Below are 18,757 nucleotides of genomic sequence, written 5' to 3' on the forward strand. Positions count from 1 at the left end.
CCTTCGAAATTATCGCACATTCATTGATAGAAACGGAGTCCACCATGTTACAGATTCGTCACAGCGAAGAACGCGGCGCCGCCAACCACGGCTGGCTCAATTCCCACCACAGCTTTTCTTTCGGCAGCTACCACGATCCGCTGCACATGGGTTTTGGCCCCTTGCTGGTGATCAACGAAGACCGCGTCACGCCAGGCCAGGGCTTTGGCACGCACGGCCACCGCGACATGGAAATCATTTCGTATGTGCTCGACGGCGCGCTGGAACACAAGGACAGCATGGGTACCGGTTCCGTGCTGCACTACGGCGATGTGCAGCGCATGAGCGCCGGCAGCGGCGTGCGCCATAGCGAGTTCAATCATTCCGCCACGGATGGCTTGCACTTCCTGCAGATCTGGATCCAGCCGAACGTGACGGGCATTCCACCCAGCTATGAAGAGAAACATTTTACGCCGGAAAGCAAACGCGGCAAGCTGCGTTTGATCGCCTCGTCCGACGGGCGCCAGGGTTCCGTGCTGATCCACCAGGATGCGGCCATCTACGCCAGCATCCTGCAGGAAGGCGAGCAAGCCGCACATGCGCTGGATGAAGGCCGCATTGCGTATGTGCACCTGATCCGCGGCAGCCTGGTGGTCAACGGCACGCCGCTCAAAGCGGGCGATGCGCTGAAATTGACCCAGGAGGCCGCAGTGACGTTGACGCAGGCAGAAGATGCCGAAGTGCTGGTCTTCGATCTGCCTCAATAAGGGCAGCTGGCCAAATCCGCATGCTGTTGCTGGGGAAACGCGGCGTCGGCAAGGCGGCCGTCTTGTAAAAGGCGGATCCGGCCGCAATTAGAGGGGTAGTACCAGGCATTCCAGCCTTCAAATCTCAGCCAGGGGAAATGGTTTCCCCTGCTTTTTGGTATGATGGCAAGGCGCGCCGGCACCGCAGTGGTGTCGCGCGCCTTTTATTTTTGATAATTACCTATATGAGCACAACCATGCAAAGCGGCGCAGACCTCCTGGCGACAGGCGAATTGGATTACACGACTTCCTGCGCACTGCCAACGCCGTGGGCCCAGTTCACCCTGCACGCCTTTGTCGAACACGCCACGGGCAAGGAACATCTGGCCATGGTGCTGGGCGATGTCGGCAACGGCGAACCGGTACTGGCGCGCGTGCATTCCGAGTGCCTGACGGGCGACGTGCTGTTTTCCCAGCGCTGCGATTGCGGCGCCCAGCTCGAAGGCGCCTTGAAGCGCATCGCAGAGGAAGGCCGCGGCATTTTGCTGTATCTGCGCCAGGAAGGGCGCGGCATTGGCCTGATCAACAAGATCCGCGCCTACCGCCTGCAAGAGGCAGGCGCCGACACGGTGCAGGCGAATGAACAGCTGGGCTTCAAGGCCGACGCGCGCAACTACACCTTGTGCAAACCCATGTTTGCGCAATTCGGCATCAACAGCCTGCGTTTGATGACGAACAACCCGCGCAAGATCGCCGCCATGGAAGCGCTGGGCATCACGGTGGCCGAACGGGTGCCGCTGCTGGTCAACCGCAACGCCTTCAACCAGCACTACCTGAATACCAAGCAAAGCAAGCTCGGTCACATGATGACGCCGGAAACGGCACCGGCGCTGGAAGACGGCGCCCTGTAATTGTCGGGGCTGGCGCGGAATGGCGCGTCACTTGGGCGCCGGGCCGGCCTCGCTCCGGCTCACGCACAAAGGATGCATGAAATTATCTAACTTCGCCTTCTTGCTGGCCAGCCTGTGCGCTGCCGCAGGCGCACACGCGGCCCCGACGCCTCCGCCAGCTGCGGCCCCCACCGCTGCGACTCCCCCCGCCAAACCGCCACCGGCCACCGCCGCACCCGCTGCCACCGAACATGCAGCCTTGCCGCCGCCCTCGTCCGCCGCGCAAAAACTGTACACGGCCGCGCGCGCCGACATCCTGCAAGTGCGCGTGCTGCTGAAAAACGGCCGCACGCAATCGTCGGTGGGTTCGGGCTTTTTGATCGGCACGGGCGACCTGGTGGTAAGCAACTATCACGTCGTGTCGCAATTCGCGCTCGACCCCGATACCTACGTGGGCGAATGGGTCGATACCAGCGGCCAGCGCGGCAATGTGGAATTGCTGGCCGTCGATGTGCTGCACGACCTGGCCGTGCTGCGCGTGAACCGCCATGGCACGGGCTTTTTCAAGATGCCCGAACCGCTGGCGCCCCTGACTCAGGGCCAGTACCTGTATTCGATGGGCAATCCGCTGGACCTGGGCTTCGCCATCTCGGAAGGCTCGTACAACGGCGTCGTCACCCGCAGCTTCTACGACCAGCTGATGTTTACGGGACCGATCAATGCCGGCATGAGCGGCGGCCCCAGCGTCACGGCGAATGGCGACGTCGCCGGTGTGAACGTCTCGAAACGCCTCGATGGCGAGCTCGTGAGTTTTCTCGTGCCGGCCCGCTATGCCCAGCAATTGCTGGCCAAGGTGGCGCAGCAAGGCAAGGCGCCAAAAGACTTCAAGCCGCTGGTGACGGCGCAGCTGCTGGCGCACCAGGAAGTGATGCTGGCGCGCCTGCTCGACACGCCCCTGAGCCTGAAAGCCATGGGCCCGTACCGCGTGCCCGTGCGCGAGTCCGACCAGATGCGCTGCTGGGGCCGCTCCAACGTCAAGTCCGACAAGCCCTACATGCTCGACAACACCAGCTGCGCCATGGAATCGGCCATCTTCATTTCCGGCGCCCTGCAGACGGGGCAAGTGTCGATGCGCCACGAATTCCTGCGCAGCAGCGAACTGGGCGCGCTGCGCTTTTCCGAACTGGCCAGCGCCTCGTTCAAGAATGAAAGTTTCGGCAGCTACAAAAGCGCGCACCTGACTGGCCCCCATTGCACCGAACAGTTCGTCAAGAATGCCACCCTGCCCTTGCGCGCCGTGCTGTGCGTGCGCGCCTACCGCAAGTTTACCGGCCTGTACGACTTTGCCCTGCTGGCCGCCAGCACCGATGAGCCACTGATGAGCTTGCAAAGCCGCATCGACGCGCGCGGCGTGTCCTACGCCAACGGCATGCGCGTCACGCGCACCTTCCTCGACGCGCTGTCGCGCGCACCATCGACCACCGGGACGCGCAAGCCATGACAGCACCGTATTTCATCGAAATCCTCACCGAGAATGGCGAAGTACAGCAGCGCCAGCGCATAGCCACCTTGCCGATCCGCATAGGCCGCGGCTACGACAACGACTTCATCCTCGACGACGCGCACACGGCGGCCAAGCACGCCATTGTCGAAGACGATGGCGCAGGCGGGCTGCTGCTGCGCGACCTGGGCAGCCAGAATGGCGTGATCCACCGGGGCCAACGGCAACTGCAAGTGGCCCTGAGCGGCAACAGCATCGTGCGCCTGGGCCACACGCGCCTGCGCGTGCGCGCCAGCGACCACCCTGTTGCACCCGAATTGAGCGATACCACCAGGCACGACTGGGAAGGCTTGCGCCCCGCCGTCGCCGGCCTGGCCATGATCGGCGCCTCGGCCGCTTTCAGCAACTGGCTCAGTGATGCGGACGCCTTCGAGCCGATTTCCTACCTGATGATCATCGCCTACGCACTGGCCGGCGGCCTCGTGTGGGCGTCGATCTGGGCCGTGGCGAACCGCCTGTTCGGCCATGTGGCGCGCTTCGGCCGCCACCTGTTCATCATCGGCTGCGGCTTGCTGGCCATGGAAGTATGGGAACTGGGCAGCAATGTGGCGGCGTATGCACTGTCGCTGGAAGTGCTGACGCGCTATGGCCGGCATATGTTCATCGTCATCGTCTGCGCCATGATCTACTACCATTTGCGCACGATCAAACCGCAGCATCCGCGCCGCTTCGGCCTCGTTGCCGTCGTGCTGGCCATCCTTGGCTCGACCCTGATTTTGCTGAGCAACCTGCAAATCAGCGGCCGCCTGGCCGACGAGGCCTACATGTCGGCGATCTACCCGCCGGCCCTGCGTCTGAGCCCGAATCACACGACGGAGGCTTTCTTCCGCGATGCGGCCGGCTTGCAGCGCGCCGTCGACGCCGAGCGGGGCAAGGCGGCCAAGGGCGCCGACGAAGACGACGACAGCGGCGACTGACAACGCACATGCAAAAAAGCCCGCCGTGTCCTGACAGACCGGCGGGCTTTTTAACGGGCGCCGCGTGGCGCCCAAAGTATCGCTGCTTGAAACCTGCTTAGAACTTGGCTTCCTGCTTGCGGCGTGCCGTAAAGCCCAGCAAGCCCAGGCCGATCAGCAGCATGGCGTAGGTGGTTGGCTCAGGGACGGCCGAGATCAAGCCGTCATTCGCGCCGAAGCTGACGAAATTGTTGTTGCCCGCCTTGAACTGCGCTTGCTGACCACCATCGCAGCAGCCTTCCAGGCCGAAGATGCTCAGGGTATGGTTGCCGGCCGACAGGGAGTTCGAACCGCTGAGGAACTGGCTGCCATTGTTGTAGTTACCCGACCACCACATGTCGTTGCTCTTGAAGTCCAGCGCCACGCCGTCGAGGAACAGGGCACCGCCCTTGCCGAAGTCGACGCCGGTGCGGAAGCTCCAGGCGCCCGCATCGGCGGCGCTGACGCCAAAGTTGATCACCGACTTGAAGGCGATGTTCGAGCCGCTGCCGAACAGGCCGCTGTTCGTGACATTGTCGTAGCTGGCAATCGTCGTCGAGCCATAACCGGCGCCCGGCGTGGCCACGGCGGCATTCACGACGGACTGGTAAGCGGCGGCGGAAGCTTGCGCGCCGGCGTTCGAGAAACCGGTGGACACGGTGATGGTGCTGGCGTTCGCGTGGGCAAACACACCGACAGCGATCAGGGACAGGGCGATTTTAGGCAAATTTTTCATGATTATATCCAGTAGTTATTCAGTAGGCATGCGGGTGCTTGGACTCAATACACGCTGCACTGAGGCGTGTCGGTGGGAGCGCTAGAGACTGCAAAGATGAGCGGTCGGGGGCTGGAACTACCGCGCAAGATCGCGGACTTGCTACGCAATTGCACTGCGCTGCAAGCGTCCAGGAAAGGGGTCGGGTTTCCGGGACAGGTTCAGACGGTTGACGGGTCGGGCAAGACGATAAAGCTATTTTATCCTAATTTTCTTTTAAGAAAAGTATTTTTCTTTTAACCACTAAAGATTCTATTATAACAAGCATCATCCCCTGCTCCGATTGTCGCGACCACGCCACAGATGGCGCCGCCACTGTCGCATCTTGCGCATTTCTTTTCACATGCCGCTGCACCACGGGGCGAAACAGCATGGCAAAATGCATACATGCAGCTATCTGTCCGATGAGGGGGAAAGAGGAAATGGTCGACCTGGAAGAACTACGCTATCTGGCACTGTCGTTTCCCGACACCACCGAGGAAGAACACCACGACCGTCCAGCCTTCCGCGTGGGCGGGAAGATCTTTGCCACCCTGCCCGACGACGAGCACATCAACGTGCTGCTCGATGCGGAAGCGGCGCATATCGCCACCGTCATCACGCCGTCCGGCTGTCAAAAGCTGTGGTGGGGCGAACGCCTGGCCGGCATCACGGTGCGCCTGGCCGATGCCGAGCTGGACATGCTGGCCGCCGCCCTGACGGCCGCCTGGCGGCGCAAGGCGCCCAGTGACCTGGCCAAGACCATCGCCCCGACCGGGTAGTTACATCGGCCAATTGCGCAGCAGCAAGCCCACCATCTGCTGCAGTTGCTCGCGCGATACGCCCGCCGCCGCCTGAATGGCCATGCCCTGCGACAAGGTCACGACAAAGCGCGCCTGCTGCTCGGGACAGGAATCGGGCGGCAAATCGCCCTCCTCCCTGGCGCGCCGCAAGCGGTCGCGCAATTTGATTTCACCGCGCAGCCGGCGCGCAAACAATTCATCGCGGATCGGCAAGGCATCGTCGCTGCAGGCGAGCGCTGCATTGACGCCCATGCAGCCGTGCGGGCCGTCCGGCATGGTTTGCGCATCGACATACTGCGTCAGCAGGGCTTCCACCACCTGGCGCGCCGTCGGCTGTTCCAGCGCCGCATCGAAAAACTGCATGCGCGTGTCGCTGTAGCGTTCAAGCGCCTTGTGGAACAGCTGCTCCTTGTTGCCGAAGACGGCATACAGGCTGGGCCGGTTCATGCCCATGGCTTTCGTCAATTCCGGCAGGGAACTGCCTTCATAGCCTTTTTCCCAGAACACTTTCATGGCGCAATCGAGCGCTTCATCCGCGTCGAAGGTGCGTGGCCGGCCTGTTTTCGCCTTGACCGCTGGCTCTTTTTTATCTTGTTTCATACCGTTCGGTAAAAAATTATTGACAACACTGTCTGCCTGCCCTGATTATATACCGACCGGTTAAAAACCTCTCGGCTTTTCAGGAACCTCATATGCAAGCACTTTCCAACGCTACTGGCGACGATACCACCTTGGCGCCCTGGCTGGCCGTCTTATCGGTCGGCATCGGCGCCTTCGCCCTCGTCACCTCCGAATTCCTGCCCGTCGGGCTGCTGCCGGCCATGGCCGCCGAACTGGCCATCAGCAAGGGCCAGGCGGGACTGATGATCACCACGCCCGGCATCGTTGCCGCATTTGCCGCCATCTTCGTCACCGTCGGCTCGGGCAGCCTGGACCGCCGCATCGTGCTGCTGGCCCTCACCGCCCTGCTGGTCGTTTCGAACCTGCTGGTGGCGCTGGCCCCCTCGTATGCGGCGATACTGCTGGGCCGCGCCATGCTGGGCGTCGGTGTGGGCGGCTTCTGGGCCATCGGCAGCGCCATCGGTCCGCGCCTGGTGGCGCCGCAACATGCGTCGCGCGCCATGTCCATCATCTTTGCCGGTGTCTCGCTGGGCACGGTGGCGGGCGTGCCAGCCGGTGCGCTGGTGGGCGAACTGGTCGGATGGAGGGTTGCTTTCGGCGCGGCCAGCGCCATTGCCGCGCTGGTCTTCCTCGGCCAGCTGTTGCTGTTGCCCAAGCTGCCGCCGACGCAGGCCATCCGCCTGCGCCAGTTGCCGATGATCTTCGGCATCCGCAAGGCCAGGCTGGGCCTGATCGCCACGGCCATGCTCTTCACGGGCCAATTCGCCGCCTACACGTATATCGCGCCCTTCCTCACGCAGATTTCGCACCTGGCCGCCGGCACCGTCAGCGCCATGCTGCTGGTATATGGCGCGTCCGGCTTCATCGGCAACCTGGTGGGTGGCTGGGCCGCCGGCCGCCACGAACGGGCCGCGCTGATGCTGACGGGCGCCGTGCTGGGCCTGTCCACGCTGGCGCTGGCCACGTTCGGCAGCCATTCGGTGACGGCGATGCTGCTGGTGGCCGTGTGGGGCTTCGGTTTCGGCGCCATGCCGATCGCCGTGCAAACGTGGATGTTCAAGGCGGCGCCACACTTGATGGAAGGCAGCAGCGCGCTGTTTGTCGCCATCGTGCAAGTGTCGCTGGCATCCGGCGCCTTGCTCGGTGGCATGGCCGTGGACCGGCTGGGCGTGTCCAGCGCAATGGTGCTGGGCGGCGTATTCGCCCTCGGCTGCGCGCTGACGATCGCACTCTTCGGCAAGCCGCAGGCCAGCGTCAAGGCGGATGCCGGTGCGGCTTGCCAAGGCTAGCAAGGAAGTCGGTTCAGATGCGCCCGCGGCGAAATTCGCCGAGGAATTTCGTCACGTCGGCCGGCGTCATCGGCACATCCGCGTCGCCATGATATGCGTACAGGAAAGGCGTGCCGCCCAGGCGGTCCGTCAGCTTGGCAAAAAGTAAAAAGCGGCTGCCCAGCGGATAGCGCTGCAGGTCGACCAGGCGGCGCGAGCATTGCACGGCCAGCTCGGGCGAAAAGGCCTGGCCCGGCACGGGACGGATTTCCACGCAGCCATTGATCGCGCGCGATTCGACGGCAACGTGCCGGTATGCATAAGTATCACGGGCCATGCCGCCACCTTGAATGAAGTAAAGGCGCCATCTTAAGCGAAGTGGGCGCCTGCCGTGCTACTGCGCCACGATGCGCAGCAGGCGGCCATTGTCTTCATCCGTCAGCGCGTACAGGTAGCCGTCCGGGCCCTGGCGCACGTCGCGCACGCGCGCGCCGATGGCCAGGCGGTCCTGCCCCGTCACCTTGCCATTCGCATCGACGGCGATGCGGCGGATATCCCTGGCCGCCAGGCCGCCGCTGAAGATGCTGCCGCGCCAGGCGGCAATCTTGTCGCCCGTGTAGACGGCCAGGCCCGACGGCGCCGGTGATGGCACCCAGGCCACGCTTGGATTGAGCATGCCGGCCACTTCGTGCTTGCCGATGGGTTCGTGCGTCTTGTAGTCGGCGCCATAGCTTTGCAGGGGCCAGCCATAATTGCCGCCCGCCACCACCAGGTTCAGCTCGTCGCCTCCGTAGGGACCGTGTTCCGTGGCCCACACGCGACCCGAAACAGGATCGAGCGCAAGGCCCTGCACGTTGCGGTGGCCATATGACCAGATTTCCGGCAAGGCGCCCTTGGCCGCCAGCGGATTGCCGGGCGCCGGTTTGCCCTCTTCCGTCAGGCGCAGGATGGAACCCTGGTGCGTGGCCAGGTTTTGCGCCTGCTCGCGCGCCAGGCGGTCGCCGATGCGCAGCGGCGGATTGCCGCCGTCGGCCACGCTCATCAGCAAAGTGCCATCCGGCAGCCACAGCAGGCGAGAACCGAAATGCTGGCCGCCGCTCTTGTCGGTGGCGACCTTGAACAGGGTCTGGATGCCCGTCACCTTCTTGCCGTCGAACACGCCGCGCACCAGGGTCGTGCGGTTCGCGTCATTCGTGCCCGTCGATACCGTCATGTACACGCGCGGGTTCGGCTTGTTGGCATCCTGCGGATGCAGCACGATATCGAGCAGGCCGCCCTGCCCGCCCGTGAAGACTTTGGGCATGCCTTCCAGCGCCACGTCCTCGAAGCTCTTGCCATTCAGCAAATGCAAGGTACCCTGCTTGCTGGTAACCAGCGCGCGGCCCTCGCCCAGCCAGGCGATGCCCCACGGCTGGCGCACGCCCTGCGCGACGGTCTCGGCCTTCCAGCCCTGCTTGGCGGCGGGCGGCTCGCCCGTGGCTTGCAGTTCGGCCCAGGCCGATGGCGCGGCCGTCAATGCCCATGCAAGCAAGATGCTGATGCGGCGTAACTGGAACATGCTCTCTCCTGTCGGTGGATGCTGCGAAGGTGGCGGTTCAGGCGCGCAGCAGCAAGGCCACGGCTTCGGCCGCGATGCCTTCTTCACGGCCCAGGTAGCCCAGCTTTTCATTCGTCTTGGCCTTGATGTTCACCTGGCCCACGCTCACGCCCAGGTCTGCGGCCACGTTGGCGCACATGGCGGCGATGTGCGGCGCCATTTTCGGGCGCTGGGCGATGATGGTGGCATCGATATTGCCGATGATATAACCGGTTGCTTGCACGCGGCGCACGGCTTCGCGCAGCAGGGTGCGCGAATCGGCGCCCTTGAATTGCGCGTCCGTGTCGGGGAAATGGCGGCCGATGTCGCCCAGGGCGGCGGCGCCGAAGATGGCGTCGGTAATCGCGTGCAGCAGCACATCGGCGTCGGAGTGGCCGAGCAGGCCCAGGTGATGGGGGATTTTCACGCCGCCGATGATCAGGTCGCGGTGCTCCACCAGCGCGTGGCAGTCATAGCCCTGGCCGATGCGGAAAGGCAGTACGGGAGTGGTGATGGTCGTCATGCGGTCTTTCTGTTCAGGATTCAAGGATGGGCCAGGTACAGCTCGGCCGTGTGTATGTCGCGCGGCAGGGTTACCTTCAGGTTGCGCGGGTGGCCCTCAATGAGCCTGGGCGCCAGGCCCAGCGCTTCGACGGCGCTGGCGTCGTCCGTGATCGCTAGCGGATCGGGCGCTTGCGACAAGGCCCGGTGCAGCAAGGCATAGCTGAACATTTGCGGCGTCTGCGCCAGCCACAGGCCGTCGCGCGGCACCGTCTGCGCCGAGACGCTAGCCGGGCCGGCCCGCTTGACGGTATCGACCACGGGCAAGGCCAGCAAGCCCCCGGCCGGATGTTCACCGACCTCGGTAATGAGCTTTGCGATCAGCGCCGGCGTCAGGCCGGGCCGCGCCGCGTCGTGCACCAGCACCTGGTCGTGGGCGGCCAGGCTGCCGCGCAACGCCTGCAGGCCATTCAAGATCGTTTCCATGCGCGTGGCGCCGCCGCAGCGCAGCACCGATATGCCAACCCCTGCGCCTTGCTCGGGCACGACCGTGTCAATCAGGCCATCCTCGGCGCTGACGACGATGTAGGTATGCGCGATCAGGGGGCTGGCGAGAAAGGCGTCCACGGCGTGGCGCAGCATGGGCTTGCCGGCGATGGGTAAATATTGCTTGGGGCTGCCCGCTTCCATGCGCGCGCCCACGCCGGCGGCGGGGATCAGCGCAAAATAACGGGGACGATTCGGTGCTGCTGTCATGCCATTCCTTGTCTTGTCATTGCTGGGCGGGCTGTACCTTGCCCGCCAATATGTTCTGGATTTCGCCATTGCACGCCTTGCCCAGGCGCGCATATTCCTGCGGCGAATCGATGGCGGCCTGCAAGGTTTCCACCTTGCGCATCTCGGCCTTGACGTAGGGCAACCAGCCCGTGTCGATCTCGCGCGCCAGCGCCGCCTTGGCCGTGCCGCTGGGCGCGTACAGGGGCCGCGCCTCGAAACGCCTGGCCAGCGCGGCGCGCACGGTCTTTTCCACGCGCGGCAAATGCTCCATATAGGTCTTCATGTGCCGCAGTTCATGCGCGAGTATCTCATCATATGCGCAAGTGCCGGGGGCGAACTCGCGGCCGATATAGATCACCACGGGCGCATACGTCAGGCTCACGGTGATCTGCGGCGCCACGCATTCATAGCCGCTGGCCGGGTCCTGCAGCATGGGACCGGCCAGGGCGATGGCCACGCGCGAATCGGTCTTCGTCAGGCCCAGCACCCAGGTATTGGCGCGCGCCGTGCCCTTCATGACGGTCAGCGCCTTGTACGGCAGATGCGTATCGATGCTGTAGCCGTTCTGCTGCGCCGTCAGCACGGACACCGTCTTGCTGATCGTGTCTTCGCAGCGCACCTGGAACGGCGTGCGCGCCTGCGCCTGTGCACCCAGGGTGACACAGGCAAGCAGCAGGAAAATGGGCAGGCGCAGGCGCAAGATCAAGCCGCTGGCCAGGTGCCGCTGGTGATCTTGTCGAGCCAGAAGATGCCGATGACGGTTTTCACGTCGGTGATGGTGCCATCCTTGACCCAGTCGAGCAGCTGCGGCACGGTGGCCGTAAACGTTTCCAGGAACTCGCCCTCGTCAAGGCGGCGCTCGCCGGCCACCAGGCCGCGTGCCAAAAACAGTTCCAGGTGTTCATCCGAGTACGCGATGGCGTTATGGATGGTGGAGACGAATTGCCAGTCGCTGGCCGTGTAGCCCGTTTCTTCCAGCAACTCGCGCTGGGCGCAGGCCAGGTGCGATTCGCCCGCATCGATCTTGCCGGCCGGGAATTCAATGAAGACACGGTCCAGCGGATAACGGTACTGGCGTTCCATCAGCACCGTGCCATCGTCGAGCAGCGGCAGGATCACCACGGCGCCCGGATGCAGGATGAATTCGCGCGCCGTGATCTTGCCGTCCGGCAGGGTCACCCGGTCGCGCTGCACGCGCAGGAAGCCGCCTTGGTAGACGAGCTCGCCGTCAACCTTGGTCTCAGTTAAATTCATATCCATATGTTCTGTATCCATACGTTGATTATGCTCAATAAAAAAAAACGGCGCCAGAGGCGCCGCTTTCGGTCGATGTGGCTAGCGCCGCTTGCGCAAGTAGCGTCCGACAAAGCCGGGAAAAGCCAGCACCAGGAACAAACAGCCGGTGATGGCGTAAAACTCCCACGTCTGCGGGAAACCGTTGCCGATGCGCGCTTCGAGCGCGAACGCCACGGCGCCGACGATGAAGTACAGAATCACCATCTCCAGCAGGCGCAGTGCCAACGGCTTGCGCCAGCCCTGCTCTGCCTGCGCCGCTTTTTTCAGCGGCACGGCGGCAAACAGTTTCTCATTCAGAAATGGCAGGTTGGCGCCCAGGATACCCAGGGCGATCACCAGCCAGCTCGACGCGGTGACATCCATCGGTCAGGACGCCAGGGTCTTGGTGATGGCCGTCGCGCAGGCAGCCAGGATGCTGTTAGGCATCACACCGAGGGCCAGGACGAACACGCCGTTCAGGGCCAGCACAACGCGCATGTCGCCATGCACGACCAGCGCGTTGGTATCGGTCGGCTCGTCGAACCACATCATCTTCACGACACGCAGGTAGTAGAAGGCGCCGATCAGCGAGAACAGCACGGCAGCGATGGTCAGCCACAGCTGGCCCGTGGCCAGCACGGAGGCCAGCACCGAATACTTGGCCATGAAGCCCATCAGCGGCGGCACGCCGGCCAGCGAGAACATGAACAGGGTCATCACCAGCGCGAAGATCGGGCTGCGTTTGCCCAGGCCCTTGAAGTCGGCCAGTTCTTCTGCTTCAAAACCATTACGTGCCAGCAACATGATCACGCCAAAGGTACCCAGCGTGGTGAACACATAGGTGATGACGTAGTACATCGAGGCGCCGTAGGCGGTGGCTGCGCCAGCCGCGTTCAGGGTGTTGTTCGGTGCGTCCACGGTACCGGACAGCAGGCCCAGCAGCACGAAGCCCATTTGAGCGATGGTCGAGTACGCCAACATGCGCTTCAAATTGGTTTGCGCGATGGCGGTGAAGTTACCGATGGCCAGCGACATCACGGCCAGCACCAGCAGCATTTGCTGCCAGTCATGCGCCATCGGCAGCAAGCCCTCGCCCAGCAGACGCAGGGTGATGGCAAACGCAGCCAGTTTCGGCGCGCCGCCCAGCAGCAAGGTCACGGCCGTTGGCGAACCTTGATACACGTCAGGCACCCACATGTGGAATGGCACAACGCCCAGTTTGAAGGCCAGGCCGGCGACCAGGAATACCAGGCCGAAGACCATGATGGTGCCGTTGGTCTTGCCGTTTTCCAGCGCCACGCGCAGTTCGCCCAGGTCCAGCGTGCCGGAGGCACCGTACAGCATCGAGATACCGTACAACATGAAACCGGAAGCCAGTGCGCCCAGGATGAAGTATTTCATGGCCGCTTCCGTGGCCTTGGCATTGTCACGGCGCAGAGCGATCAGTGCGTACAGCGACAGCGACATCAGTTCCAGACCCAGGTAGATGATCAGGAAGTTGTTGGCCGAGATCATGATCATCTGGCCCAGCAGTGCAAACAGGGCCAGCACGTAGAACTCACCGCCCAGGTTGCCCGACAGCATGCTGCGGTCGGTGGCATAGGCACGCGAGTAGATCAGGGTCAGCGCCACGGCGCCGTACGAGAAGAGTTTCAGCAACTGCGACATCGGGTCCGACACGAACATGTTATGGAACGTGTAGACGGTGGTGCCCGCGTTGAAGTCGCCCACGGTCAGCAAGGCGCAGCCGGCCAGGGTCAGCAAGGACAGCGCATAAGTGATCGAACGCTTCGCCGCAGGCAAGAACATATCGATCAGCAAGAGCGCCGACGTGGCGATCAGCAGAAAGATTTCCGCGTACAGCGGTACCAGATTAGGTGCATTAGTCATGTTATCGGTCTTCTATTTAAGGCAACTTGCTGGTGGCGACATGCTGCAGCAGGTCAGCAACCGAAGTCTGCATCGTGTCGGTGAACGGGGCTGGGTACAGACCCATCACGAGCACGGCGATGGCCAGCAAAGCAAGCATGAAGAATTCACGTTTGTTAATGTCGGTCAATTCGGCCACATGTTTGTTCTTGATCTTGCCGAACACCACGCGCTTGGCCATCCACAGCGAGTACGCCGCGCCCCAGATCAGTGCCGTTGCAGCCAGCAGACCGATCCAGAAGTTGTATTGCACCGCGCCCAGGATCACCATGAACTCGCCGACGAAGCCGGAAGTCGCTGGCAGACCGCAGTTGGCCATCGAGAACAGCACGAAGAAGGCGGCAAATTTCGGCATGCGGTTCACGACGCCGCCGTAGTCGGCGATGTTGCGGGTATGCATGCGGTCATACAGCACGCCGATGCACAGGAACATCGCGCCGGAGATGAAGCCGTGCGAAACCATCTGCACGATACCGCCCTGCACCGAGATGTCGTTGAACATGAAGAAGCCCAGGGTGACGAAACCCATGTGCGCGATCGACGAATAAGCGACCAGTTTTTTCATGTCGGTTTGCACCAGGGCAACCAGACCGATGTAGATAACGGCGATCAGCGACAAGGCGATCATGAAGCCCGACAGGTAGTGGCTGGCGTCCGGCGTGATCGGCAGCGAGAAACGCAGGAAGCCGTAGGCGCCCAGTTTCAGCATGATGGCGGCCAGCACGGCGGAACCGCCGGTAGGCGCTTCCACGTGGACGTCCGGCAACCACGTGTGGACCGGGAACATCGGCACTTTCACGGCAAACGCCATCAGGAAGGCCAGGAAGATGAAGATCTGTTCGTTCATCGTCAGCTTGAACGCATGCCAGGCCAGGATGTCGAAGCTACCCGTCACGTTGCGCAGGTAGATGATGGCAACCAGGGTCAGCAGCGAACCGAAGAAGGTGTACAGGAAGAACTTGAACGACGCGTACACGCGGTTCGAACCGCCCCAGATACCGATGATGATGAACATCGGGATCAGGGTTGCTTCAAAGAAGAAGTAGAACAGCAAGCCGTCCAGCGCGCAGAACACGCCGATCATCAGGCCCGACAGGATCAAAAAGGCCCCCATGTACTGGGCGATGCGGTTCTCGATCACTTGCCAGGCCGAAATGACGACGATGACCGTGATGAAGGCCGTCAGTGGAATGAACCACAACGACAGGCCATCGATACCCAGCGAGTACCAGATATTGAAGGTTGCTATCCACGGTGCTTTTTCGACGAATTGCATGCCGTGTGCGGCGTTGTCGAAATGCTGGATCAGCGGCAAGGTGCACAGCATGCTGAGCACGGCGCCAGCCAGCGACAGCCAGCGGGTAAAGCCCGCTTTGCTGTCACGGCCGAGAGCCAGGACCAGGACGCCGCAAATGATCGGCACCCAGATCGACAGACTCAGGTAAGGAGGTAGTGTAGAAATCGTAGACTGCATCATGGTTCTCAGTATTCTTTTATCAGGTCAGCTTACTTAGCGGGCCAGAATGGCAGGAAATAGATCAGGAAGCCCAGCACGCCCAGGATCATCACGAATGCATAGTGATAGATGTAGCCGGTCTGCAACACTCGCGACAGCGAGGACAGCCAGGCGACAACCTTGGCGCTGCCATTGACGACGAAACCGTCGATCAGCTTCTTGTCACCGAAGTTCCACAGGCCATTACCCAGCAAACGGGCACCGCCGGCGAACACGACTTCATTGAACTTGTCCATGTAGTACTTGTTGTCCAGCAGGGTGTGGATCGCGTGGAACTTGGCAAAGAACCAGGCCGGCACACGCGGGTTGACCATGTAGCAGTAGTAGGCTGCCACCACGCCGGACAATGCCAGCCAGAACGGTGCCGTCGACAGGCCGTGGATCGCCATCGCCATTGCGCCGTGGAATTCATGCGACAACTCTTCCATTGCTGGATGGTTTTCGCCGACGAAGATCACGCCCTTGAAGAAATCGCCATGCAGCATCGGGCCGATCGTCAGGTAACCGATCAGCAGCGACGGGATCGCCAGCATCACCAGCGGGAACCACACGACGAATGGGGATTCATGCGGCTTCTGGCCAGGTTCCAGACCGTGGTGCGCGTGGTCGTCTTCGTCTTCTTCATCGTGCGCGTCCGAATCATGCTTGGCCGCAGGCGCGTGATGGTCGTCATGGCCGTGCGCATGCGCCTGACCGAAACGTTCCTTGCCGTGGAAGACCAGGAAATACATGCGGAACGAGTAGAAGGCGGTGACGAACACGCCAGCCAGCACGGCGAACTGGGCAAAGCCAGCACCCCAGATGTGCGTCGCTTCGACGGCTTCGATGATGCTGTCTTTCGAGTAGAAACCGGAGAACAGCGGCGTGCCGATCAGGGCCAGCGAACCGACCAGGGACGTGATCCAGGTGATCGGCATGTATTTGCGCAAGCCACCCATGTTGCGGATGTCCTGGTCATGGTGCATGCCGATGATGACGGAACCGGCGCCCAGGAACAGCAGTGCCTTGAAGAAGGCGTGCGTCATCAGGTGGAACACGGCCACCGAGTACGCGGACGAACCGAGCGCGACGGTCATGTAGCCGAGCTGCGACAGGGTCGAGTAAGCGACGACGCGCTTGATGTCGTTCTGGATGATGCCCAGGAAACCCATGAACAGCGCCGTGATGGAACCGATCACCAGGATGAAGGACAGCGCCGTGTCGGACAGTTCGAACAGCGGCGACATGCGCGAGACCATGAAGATACCGGCCGTCACCATCGTCGCGGCGTGAATCAGTGCCGAGATCGGGGTAGGACCTTCCATCGAGTCAGGCAGCCACACGTGCAGCGGGAACTGCGCCGATTTGCCCATCGCGCCGATGAACAGGCAGATGCAGGCAACGGTCAGCAGGGCCCAGTCGGTACCTGGCAAGCTCAACAGCGCCAGTTCGCCCTTCTTGGCGAACACTTCCTGGTAGTTCATGGTGCCGGCGTAAGCCAGCAGCAAACCGATGCCCAGGATGAAGCCGAAGTCGCCCACGCGGTTGACCAGGAAAGCCTTCATGTTGGCCACGATGGCCGTCGGACGCTGGTACCAGAAACCGATCAGCAGGTAAGAGACCAGGCCCACGGCTTCCCAACCGAAGAACAGTTGCAGGAAGTTGTTGGCCATGACCAGCATCAGCATCGAGAACGTGAACAGCGAGATGTAGGCGAAGAAGCGGTTGTAGCCTTCGTCGTCCTTCATGTAGCCGATCGTGTAGATGTGCACCATCAGGGAGACGAAGGTGACCACGCACATCATCATCGCCGACAGCGAATCGATCTGGAAGCCCACTTCCATCTTCAGGGTGCCGATCGTCATCCAGTTATAGATCGTGCCATTGAATGTCGCGCCATCCATCACTGCCAGCAGTGTCTGCACGGACAGGATGAACGCAATCAGTACGCCCAGGATCGTCGCGGTATGCGACGTCTTGCGTCCGACCAAATTACCCAGGAACTGGGTGCCAAGCAAACCTGCAATCGCGGCACCGGCCAGCGGCGCCAGCGGTACGGCAAGAAGGAGGTTAGGGTTGAGGAGTTGCCCCGCCATGATGAACCTTAATCGTTATTATTCGAGAGATCGAGTCTGAAAAACATCAGCCTTTGAGGCTGTCCAGGTCTTCGACGTTGATGGTATCCAGATTACGGAACATCACCACCAGAATAGCCAGACCGATAGCCGACTCAGCGGCGGCAACCGTCAGGATGAAGAAAACGAAGATCTGACCGGCCGCGTCACCCATGAAATGGGAGAACGCGATGAAATTCATATTCACCGCCAGCAGCATCAATTCGATTGCCATCAGCAATACGATGATGTTCTTGCGGTTCAGGAAAATACCGACGATCGAGATTGCGAACAGGATCGCGCCCAGGACCAGAAAATGTGTGAGCGATAATGTCATGGTGCCTCCTTAACTTCCGGCTCAGCCGCAGGACGCTCGACCACCGCGTCCATCTTGATGATCTTCAGGCGGTCGTTGCGCTTGACGCGTACCGCATCGCCTGGAGCAAAATGCTTGGTGTCCTTGCGTTTGCGCAGGGTCAGTGCAACTGCGGCAACGATGGCCACCAGCAGCACGACGGCAGCGATCTCGAAGGCGAACACATATTCCGTGTAGATCAGCAGGCCCAGTTCCTTGGTGCCGCCCAGGTTGACGTTCACCGGAGCGATGCTAGGCGTAAAGTTGCGGAAACCGTGCCACAGGACAGCGGCCATTTCCAGCACGATGATCACGCCCACCGTCACCGACAATGGCAGGTAGCCCCAGAAACCTTCGCGCATGCGGTCGATATTAATATCGAGCATCATGACCACGAAGAGGAACAGCACCATCACGGCGCCGACATACACCAATACCAGCACGATGGCCAGGAATTCAGCTTGCAGCAGCATCCAGATGCCCGCTGCGGAAAAGAAGGACAGCACCAGAAACAGTACTGCGTGGACCGGATTACGGGCCGTGATGACGCGCGTCGCTGCCAGAATCAAGATCAGCGCGAAGGCGTAAAACAAAATTGTTTTAAAGTCCATAAAAAACCCAATAGACGTACAGATGAACGAGGGGCGCGCCGCAGCTTTGGGGCTGCGGCGCATCCATCAGCGATAAGGTGCGTCGGCGGCGCGCGCAGCGGCGATGTCATTTTCATAACGATCGCCCACGGCCAGCAACATCTCTTTCGTGTAATACAAATCCCCGCGTTTCTCGCCGTGGTATTCCAGGATTTGCGTCTCGACGATCGAATCGACCGGGCAGGACTCTTCGCAGAAACCGCAGAAGATGCACTTGGTCAAATCAATATCGTAACGCGTGGTGCGGCGCGAACCGTCGTCACGCTGTTCCGATTCGATCGTGATGGCCATCGCCGGGCAAACCGCTTCGCACAGTTTGCAGGCGATGCAACGTTCCTCGCCGTTCGGGTAGCGGCGCAGCGCGTGCAAGCCACGGAAACGCGGCGAGATCGGTGTCTTCTCTTCCGGGAATTGCACCGTGATCTTGCGCGAAAACATGTACTTGCCTGTCAGCGCCATGCCCTTGATCAGCTCGCCTAACAAGAGGCTGCTGAAGAAATCTTTTACCTTATCCATTCGTATGCACTC

At 61.8% G+C, this 18,757-nt stretch carries 21 protein-coding genes; 6 read left to right on the top strand and 15 right to left on the bottom strand.

Annotated elements, in window-relative coordinates; all coding sequences use genetic code 11:
* Positions 1–44: 44 nt before the first annotated feature.
* The 4 genes from FJQ89_RS10390 to FJQ89_RS10405 all read left to right on the top strand — a co-directional run bounded on the left by FJQ89_RS10390 (position 45) and on the right by FJQ89_RS10405 (position 4,093).
* Positions 45–746: a pirin family protein gene (locus tag FJQ89_RS10390; protein ID WP_141170129.1), complete on the top strand. Its 702-nt coding sequence runs from the start codon at positions 45–47 to the stop codon at positions 744–746.
* A 236-nt stretch (positions 747–982) separates the two neighbouring features.
* Entirely contained in the window at positions 983–1,636 is a 654-nt protein-coding gene (gene ribA / locus FJQ89_RS10395) for a GTP cyclohydrolase II (protein WP_141170130.1), read from the top strand.
* 76 nt (positions 1,637–1,712) lie between these two features.
* Positions 1,713–3,116, top strand: a complete 1,404-nt coding sequence (locus FJQ89_RS10400; protein WP_141170131.1) for a S1 family peptidase — start codon at positions 1,713–1,715, stop codon at positions 3,114–3,116.
* A complete protein-coding gene (locus FJQ89_RS10405) occupies positions 3,113–4,093 on the top strand; it encodes an FHA domain-containing protein (RefSeq protein WP_141170132.1) in 981 nt (326 codons plus the stop codon). Before FJQ89_RS10400 ends, FJQ89_RS10405 begins: the two co-directional genes overlap by 4 nt.
* Before the next feature lie 97 nt (positions 4,094–4,190).
* Here the strand turns inward: FJQ89_RS10405 and FJQ89_RS10410 are convergent, their stop codons facing one another.
* Complete coding sequence (locus FJQ89_RS10410; RefSeq protein WP_141170133.1) at positions 4,191–4,847, bottom strand: CCXG family PEP-CTERM protein; 657 nt, start codon at positions 4,845–4,847, stop codon at positions 4,191–4,193.
* A 461-nt stretch (positions 4,848–5,308) separates the two neighbouring features.
* Here FJQ89_RS10410 and FJQ89_RS10415 point away from each other — a divergent pair, with 461 nt between their 5' ends.
* Complete coding sequence (locus FJQ89_RS10415; protein WP_096236640.1) at positions 5,309–5,647, top strand: MmcQ/YjbR family DNA-binding protein; 339 nt, start codon at positions 5,309–5,311, stop codon at positions 5,645–5,647.
* Here the strand turns inward: FJQ89_RS10415 and FJQ89_RS10420 are convergent, their stop codons facing one another.
* Entirely contained in the window at positions 5,648–6,268 is a 621-nt protein-coding gene (locus tag FJQ89_RS10420; RefSeq protein WP_071076374.1) for a TetR/AcrR family transcriptional regulator, read from the bottom strand.
* A 92-nt stretch (positions 6,269–6,360) separates the two neighbouring features.
* On the opposite strand from FJQ89_RS10420, the gene FJQ89_RS10425 reads away from it, so the two are divergent.
* The gene (locus FJQ89_RS10425; protein WP_141170134.1) at positions 6,361–7,578 is read left to right on the top strand and encodes an MFS transporter; all 1,218 of its coding nucleotides are present in this window, start codon (positions 6,361–6,363) and stop codon (positions 7,576–7,578) included.
* Positions 7,579–7,591: 13 nt separating this feature from the next.
* Here FJQ89_RS10425 and FJQ89_RS10430 read toward each other — a convergent pair whose 3' ends face one another.
* The 13 genes from FJQ89_RS10430 to nuoI all read right to left on the bottom strand — a co-directional run bounded on the left by FJQ89_RS10430 (position 7,592) and on the right by nuoI (position 18,745).
* Complete coding sequence (locus FJQ89_RS10430) at positions 7,592–7,894, bottom strand: hypothetical protein (protein WP_168208437.1); 303 nt, start codon at positions 7,892–7,894, stop codon at positions 7,592–7,594.
* Positions 7,895–7,951: 57 nt separating this feature from the next.
* Positions 7,952–9,115, bottom strand: coding sequence for a PQQ-dependent sugar dehydrogenase (locus tag FJQ89_RS10435; protein WP_141170136.1), 1,164 nt, complete (start codon positions 9,113–9,115; stop codon positions 7,952–7,954).
* A gap of 37 nt (positions 9,116–9,152) precedes the next feature.
* Complete coding sequence (ispF, locus tag FJQ89_RS10440) at positions 9,153–9,656, bottom strand: 2-C-methyl-D-erythritol 2,4-cyclodiphosphate synthase (RefSeq protein ID WP_141170137.1); 504 nt, start codon at positions 9,654–9,656, stop codon at positions 9,153–9,155.
* Between the two features lie 20 nt (positions 9,657–9,676).
* Positions 9,677–10,390 carry a 2-C-methyl-D-erythritol 4-phosphate cytidylyltransferase gene (gene ispD, locus FJQ89_RS10445; protein WP_141170138.1) on the bottom strand — a complete coding sequence of 238 codons (714 nt, stop codon included), beginning with the start codon at positions 10,388–10,390 and terminating at the stop codon, positions 9,677–9,679.
* Between the two features lie 16 nt (positions 10,391–10,406).
* A complete protein-coding gene (locus FJQ89_RS10450; protein ID WP_141170139.1) occupies positions 10,407–11,117 on the bottom strand; it encodes a hypothetical protein in 711 nt (236 codons plus the stop codon).
* Positions 11,114–11,671 carry an NUDIX domain-containing protein gene (locus tag FJQ89_RS10455; protein ID WP_141170140.1) on the bottom strand — a complete coding sequence of 186 codons (558 nt, stop codon included), beginning with the start codon at positions 11,669–11,671 and terminating at the stop codon, positions 11,114–11,116. The genes FJQ89_RS10450 and FJQ89_RS10455 overlap by 4 nt, the downstream gene beginning before the upstream one ends.
* A 75-nt stretch (positions 11,672–11,746) precedes the next feature.
* Positions 11,747–12,070, bottom strand: coding sequence for a DUF2818 family protein (locus tag FJQ89_RS10460; protein ID WP_070224104.1), 324 nt, complete (start codon positions 12,068–12,070; stop codon positions 11,747–11,749).
* 3 nt (positions 12,071–12,073) lie between these two features.
* On the bottom strand, positions 12,074–13,576 hold the full coding sequence (gene nuoN / locus FJQ89_RS10465; protein ID WP_096236656.1) for an NADH-quinone oxidoreductase subunit NuoN: 1,503 nt from the start codon (positions 13,574–13,576) through the stop codon (positions 12,074–12,076).
* Positions 13,577–13,592: 16 nt separating this feature from the next.
* On the bottom strand, positions 13,593–15,092 hold the full coding sequence (locus FJQ89_RS10470; RefSeq protein WP_141170141.1) for an NADH-quinone oxidoreductase subunit M: 1,500 nt from the start codon (positions 15,090–15,092) through the stop codon (positions 13,593–13,595).
* Between the two features lie 29 nt (positions 15,093–15,121).
* The gene (gene nuoL, locus FJQ89_RS10475; protein ID WP_141170142.1) at positions 15,122–17,206 is read right to left on the bottom strand and encodes an NADH-quinone oxidoreductase subunit L; all 2,085 of its coding nucleotides are present in this window, start codon (positions 17,204–17,206) and stop codon (positions 15,122–15,124) included.
* Positions 17,207–17,252: 46 nt separating this feature from the next.
* On the bottom strand, positions 17,253–17,561 hold the full coding sequence (gene nuoK / locus FJQ89_RS10480; RefSeq protein ID WP_010399724.1) for an NADH-quinone oxidoreductase subunit NuoK: 309 nt from the start codon (positions 17,559–17,561) through the stop codon (positions 17,253–17,255).
* Complete coding sequence (locus tag FJQ89_RS10485; protein WP_071076364.1) at positions 17,558–18,190, bottom strand: NADH-quinone oxidoreductase subunit J; 633 nt, start codon at positions 18,188–18,190, stop codon at positions 17,558–17,560. Before FJQ89_RS10485 ends, nuoK begins: the two co-directional genes overlap by 4 nt.
* Before the next feature lie 66 nt (positions 18,191–18,256).
* Complete coding sequence (nuoI, locus tag FJQ89_RS10490) at positions 18,257–18,745, bottom strand: NADH-quinone oxidoreductase subunit NuoI (RefSeq protein ID WP_010399726.1); 489 nt, start codon at positions 18,743–18,745, stop codon at positions 18,257–18,259.
* Positions 18,746–18,757: the final 12 nt, after the last annotated feature.

Origin of the sequence: Janthinobacterium tructae (assembly GCF_006517255.1) — a bacterium.
GTDB lineage: Bacteria > Pseudomonadota > Gammaproteobacteria > Burkholderiales > Burkholderiaceae_D > Janthinobacterium > Janthinobacterium tructae.

Coding starts and splice junctions, on each gene's coding strand:
- FJQ89_RS10430 (WP_168208437.1), bottom strand. CDS start 7,894: ATGGCCCGTGATACTTATGCATACCGGCACGTTGCCGTCGAATCGCGC.
- FJQ89_RS10470 (WP_141170141.1), bottom strand. CDS start 15,092: ATGATGCAGTCTACGATTTCTACACTACCTCCTTACCTGAGTCTGTCG.
- FJQ89_RS10400 (WP_141170131.1), top strand. CDS start 1,713: ATGAAATTATCTAACTTCGCCTTCTTGCTGGCCAGCCTGTGCGCTGCC.
- nuoL (WP_141170142.1), bottom strand. CDS start 17,206: ATGGCGGGGCAACTCCTCAACCCTAACCTCCTTCTTGCCGTACCGCTG.
- FJQ89_RS10415 (WP_096236640.1), top strand. CDS start 5,309: ATGGTCGACCTGGAAGAACTACGCTATCTGGCACTGTCGTTTCCCGAC.
- FJQ89_RS10455 (WP_141170140.1), bottom strand. CDS start 11,671: ATGGATATGAATTTAACTGAGACCAAGGTTGACGGCGAGCTCGTCTAC.
- FJQ89_RS10410 (WP_141170133.1), bottom strand. CDS start 4,847: ATGAAAAATTTGCCTAAAATCGCCCTGTCCCTGATCGCTGTCGGTGTG.
- ispF (WP_141170137.1), bottom strand. CDS start 9,656: ATGACGACCATCACCACTCCCGTACTGCCTTTCCGCATCGGCCAGGGC.
- FJQ89_RS10405 (WP_141170132.1), top strand. CDS start 3,113: ATGACAGCACCGTATTTCATCGAAATCCTCACCGAGAATGGCGAAGTA.
- FJQ89_RS10420 (WP_071076374.1), bottom strand. CDS start 6,268: ATGAAACAAGATAAAAAAGAGCCAGCGGTCAAGGCGAAAACAGGCCGG.
- nuoI (WP_010399726.1), bottom strand. CDS start 18,745: ATGGATAAGGTAAAAGATTTCTTCAGCAGCCTCTTGTTAGGCGAGCTG.
- nuoN (WP_096236656.1), bottom strand. CDS start 13,576: ATGACTAATGCACCTAATCTGGTACCGCTGTACGCGGAAATCTTTCTG.
- FJQ89_RS10485 (WP_071076364.1), bottom strand. CDS start 18,190: ATGGACTTTAAAACAATTTTGTTTTACGCCTTCGCGCTGATCTTGATT.
- ribA (WP_141170130.1), top strand. CDS start 983: ATGCAAAGCGGCGCAGACCTCCTGGCGACAGGCGAATTGGATTACACG.
- FJQ89_RS10460 (WP_070224104.1), bottom strand. CDS start 12,070: ATGGATGTCACCGCGTCGAGCTGGCTGGTGATCGCCCTGGGTATCCTG.
- nuoK (WP_010399724.1), bottom strand. CDS start 17,561: ATGACATTATCGCTCACACATTTTCTGGTCCTGGGCGCGATCCTGTTC.
- FJQ89_RS10425 (WP_141170134.1), top strand. CDS start 6,361: ATGCAAGCACTTTCCAACGCTACTGGCGACGATACCACCTTGGCGCCC.
- FJQ89_RS10390 (WP_141170129.1), top strand. CDS start 45: ATGTTACAGATTCGTCACAGCGAAGAACGCGGCGCCGCCAACCACGGC.
- FJQ89_RS10435 (WP_141170136.1), bottom strand. CDS start 9,115: ATGTTCCAGTTACGCCGCATCAGCATCTTGCTTGCATGGGCATTGACG.
- ispD (WP_141170138.1), bottom strand. CDS start 10,390: ATGACAGCAGCACCGAATCGTCCCCGTTATTTTGCGCTGATCCCCGCC.